The sequence below is a fragment of the Pseudonocardia halophobica genome, from assembly GCF_027922425.1.
Lineage (GTDB): Bacteria > Actinomycetota > Actinomycetes > Mycobacteriales > Pseudonocardiaceae > Pseudonocardia > Pseudonocardia halophobica.
On record NZ_BSFQ01000083.1, the window covers coordinates 1 to 3,016 of the forward strand.

Sequence of the window (3,016 nt, forward strand, 5' to 3'; positions counted from 1 at the left end):
CCTGGCTGCAGAGCAGGCGCGTACGGACGCACCTCCGCGCGTCGCCGAGCACATGCGCGATCCGCGAGGCCGAGCCGAGTGAGCCGGTTCCGGTCCGGAGGGCCGGGCCCCGGCGGTCGGGGTCAGGTGCGGGGCGCGAGTTCGTAGAACGGCCCCAGGTCGGTCCGGCCGGTGTCGGGGACCTCGTGCAGGATCTTCGGCTCGGTGTGCAGGAGCCGGTGAACGGCCGTGCGGGTCGCCTCCAGGCTCAACCCTGCCTGGCGGGCGATGTCCTGCAGATGGGGCGCACCCGTGCCCACCTCCCGCTCGGCAACGGCGCGGTACACGGCGGCATCCGCTCCTGACAGGTCCTCTGCACGCATTGCCCTCTCCTCCGGTCGGCCGCCGCGGCGGCGTTCAGCTCCACGGCGGTCGGCCGCGAGCGCCCCGATTGCAGCCGGATGCCCACCCGCCCCGGCGCACTGTCACAGGTTGGTCAGCAGGCTGACGCCGATTGCGATCACCACGGTCCCGAACAGGTAGGACAGGAGGGCGTGCCCCAGACCCACCTTGCGCATCTGCGTGGTCTCCAGCCGGGTCTCGGACACGGCGTACGTCATGCCGACGGTGAACGCGACGTAGGCGAAATCGGCGTACACCGGCGCCTCGTCGTGGTGGAACTCGATGCCGCCGTCGTTGCCCGCGAAGTAGAGCCGTGCGTACTTGAGGGCGAAGACGGTGTTCACCAGCGCCCAGGAGAGGATCGCGTCGACGACGGCGAGGACGACGACCGCGACCGCCACCGCGTCGTGCTGGCCGGCGCTGGCGACGGCCTGAAGAATCGCGACCAGGCTGGCCACGGCCGCGACGAGAACCGCCGTGTCCGTGACGTGGGACCGTCCCTCTTCCTCCGCCAGGCGTTTGGTGCCCCGCTGGTCCTGCGGCCAGCTGATGCGGCTGACCCACACCAGGACGACCGACGCGGCAACAGCCCAGCCGACGAGGACCGCCAGCCGGGCCGTGCCGAGCAGGGCCACGGCGACCGCAGCCGCGGCGCCAGCGGCGAGCGACACCGCCAGGCGGCGCCAGGAGATGATCCGGCGTTCCGGCCCTCCCACCGCCCCGGCGGCGCTCGCCGCGGGAGCACCGCGGCCACCCGGGCCACCCCCACCCGACGCTTCCGGCTCAGGAGGACGAGTCACGCCCACCGGCCGCTGCTCCCGCACCGGCGAACTCCTGGACGATGCGCTCGCAGAAGGCGGGCAGGTCGTCCGGCGAGCGGCTGGTCGTGAGGTTGCCGTCCGTCACGACCTCCTCGTCGACCACCTCGGCGCCGGCGTTGCGCAAGTCGGTGCGCAGGCTCGGCCAGGAGGTCAGCCGCCGGCCGCGGACACGGTCGACCTCGACCAGGCTCCACGGTCCGTGGCAGATCGAGGCCACCGGCTTGCCGGAGTCCACGAAACTGCGCACGAAGCTCATCGCGGTCTGGTCCATCCGCAGCTGATCCGGGTTCACCGTGCCCCCCGGCAAGACCAGCGCGTCGAAGTCGTCCGGTGACACATCGCCGACCAGCTTGTCGACGGTGAACGTGCCGGCATCGTCGAGGTCGTGGTCGCGTGCTGCGATCTCGCCGTCGTGGATCGAGAGCAGCGTGGTCGCAGCCCCGGCCCGGTCGAGGGCCTGTCGCGGCTTCTCGAGCTCCACCCGCTCCACACCGTCGGCCGCGAGGACGGCGACCCGCCGTCCGTTCAGCTCATCTGCCATGTCAGGCTCCCGCCATCGCCGGCTTGAGGACGACCTTGGTCCAGCCCTCGTCCCTGGCATCGAAGTGCCTGTACGCGTCCGGCGCCTCGCTCAGCGGCAACTCGTGGCTGACGATGAACGACGGCTCGGCCTTGCCTGCGGCGATCAGGTCGCGCAGCTGCCGGTTGTACCTCTTCACCGGGGCCTGGCCGCTGCCGATGTGCTGGCCCTTGAACCAGTACATGCCGTAGTCGAAGGCGATCTGGCCGTTCTTGGCCAGCTCGTCAGGCCCCCCGGGGTCCTGCGGCACGAAGACGCCGATGCAGCCGATCCGGCCGGTGAAGCGCACCGACTTCACCAGCTTGTTCATGGTGTCGTTCGGGTGCTCGTGCCCCTCGGGGTCGTGGGCCTGGTAGCCCACGCACTCGCAGCCGTTGTCCGCACCGAGACCCATCGTCTGCTCCAGCACGGCCTCCACCGGGTCGACCTTCGAGTCGTCGATCGGGATCGCGCCGATCGACTCGGCCAGCCGCAGCCGGTCGGGATGGCGGTCGACGACCATGACCTTGCTGGCCCCGCGAATGGTGGCCGAGAGTGCGGCCATCAGCCCGACAGGGCCGGAGCCGTAGATCACCGTCTGGTCCCCGGGCGAGACGCCGGCCAGCTCGGTGGCGTGATAGCCGGTCGGCCAGATGTCGGCCAGCATCACGTAGTCGGAGGCCTTCTCGTCCGCGTCCTCCCCCAGACGCAGGCAGTTGAAGTCGCCCCAGGGCACCCGGAGCAGTTCGGCCTGGCCGCCGGGCCACGGTCCCATGTCGGCGAACCCGTAGGCGGCGCCGGCCCACTCCTTGACCGGCTGGGCGGTCAGGCAGTAGTTCGTCAGGCCGTGCTCGCAGTTCTTGCAGTGCCCACAGGCCACGTTGAACGGGAGGACGACACGGTCGCCCACCTGGACCTTGTCGACGCCGTCGCCGACCTCGATGACCTCGCCCATGTTCTCGTGCCCGAACCATCGACCCTGCTCGAAGTCCGTCCGGCCCTCGTACATGTGCAGGTCAGAGCCACAGATGTTGGTGGTGGTGATCCGCACGAGCACGTCCGTCGGTCGCTCGATACGGGCATCCGGCACATCCGTGACACTGACCTTGCGCGGTCCGTCATAGACGACTGCCTTCACGCTGCCTCCTCGTTGCTGTCGGTACTCGGGCGGCCCTGAGCATCGACGCAGTGGCGACGCCGGGCACTGATCCATCCGACCCCAGGCGCAGACGCAGCGATATCGGCAGACATGCCC

Annotated in this window: 4 protein-coding genes; all 4 read right to left on the reverse strand. The window is 70.5% G+C overall.

Annotation, left to right across the window (positions count from 1 at the left end; genetic code table 11):
- Positions 1-122 precede the first annotated feature (122 nt).
- The 4 genes from PKE99_RS37145 to PKE99_RS37160 all read right to left on the reverse strand — a co-directional run bounded on the left by PKE99_RS37145 (position 123) and on the right by PKE99_RS37160 (position 2,899).
- Positions 123-362: a hypothetical protein gene (locus PKE99_RS37145; protein ID WP_156068080.1), complete on the reverse strand. Its 240-nt coding sequence runs from the start codon at positions 360-362 to the stop codon at positions 123-125.
- A gap of 102 nt (positions 363-464) precedes the next feature.
- The gene (locus PKE99_RS37150) at positions 465-1,097 is read right to left on the reverse strand and encodes a DUF1345 domain-containing protein (RefSeq protein WP_271214985.1); all 633 of its coding nucleotides are present in this window, start codon (positions 1,095-1,097) and stop codon (positions 465-467) included.
- 67 nt (positions 1,098-1,164) lie between these two features.
- Complete coding sequence (locus tag PKE99_RS37155) at positions 1,165-1,743, reverse strand: type 1 glutamine amidotransferase domain-containing protein (protein WP_037053500.1); 579 nt, start codon at positions 1,741-1,743, stop codon at positions 1,165-1,167.
- A gap of 1 nt (position 1,744) precedes the next feature.
- Positions 1,745-2,899, reverse strand: a complete 1,155-nt coding sequence (locus PKE99_RS37160; protein WP_037053503.1) for a glutathione-independent formaldehyde dehydrogenase — start codon at positions 2,897-2,899, stop codon at positions 1,745-1,747.
- Positions 2,900-3,016 lie beyond the last annotated feature (117 nt).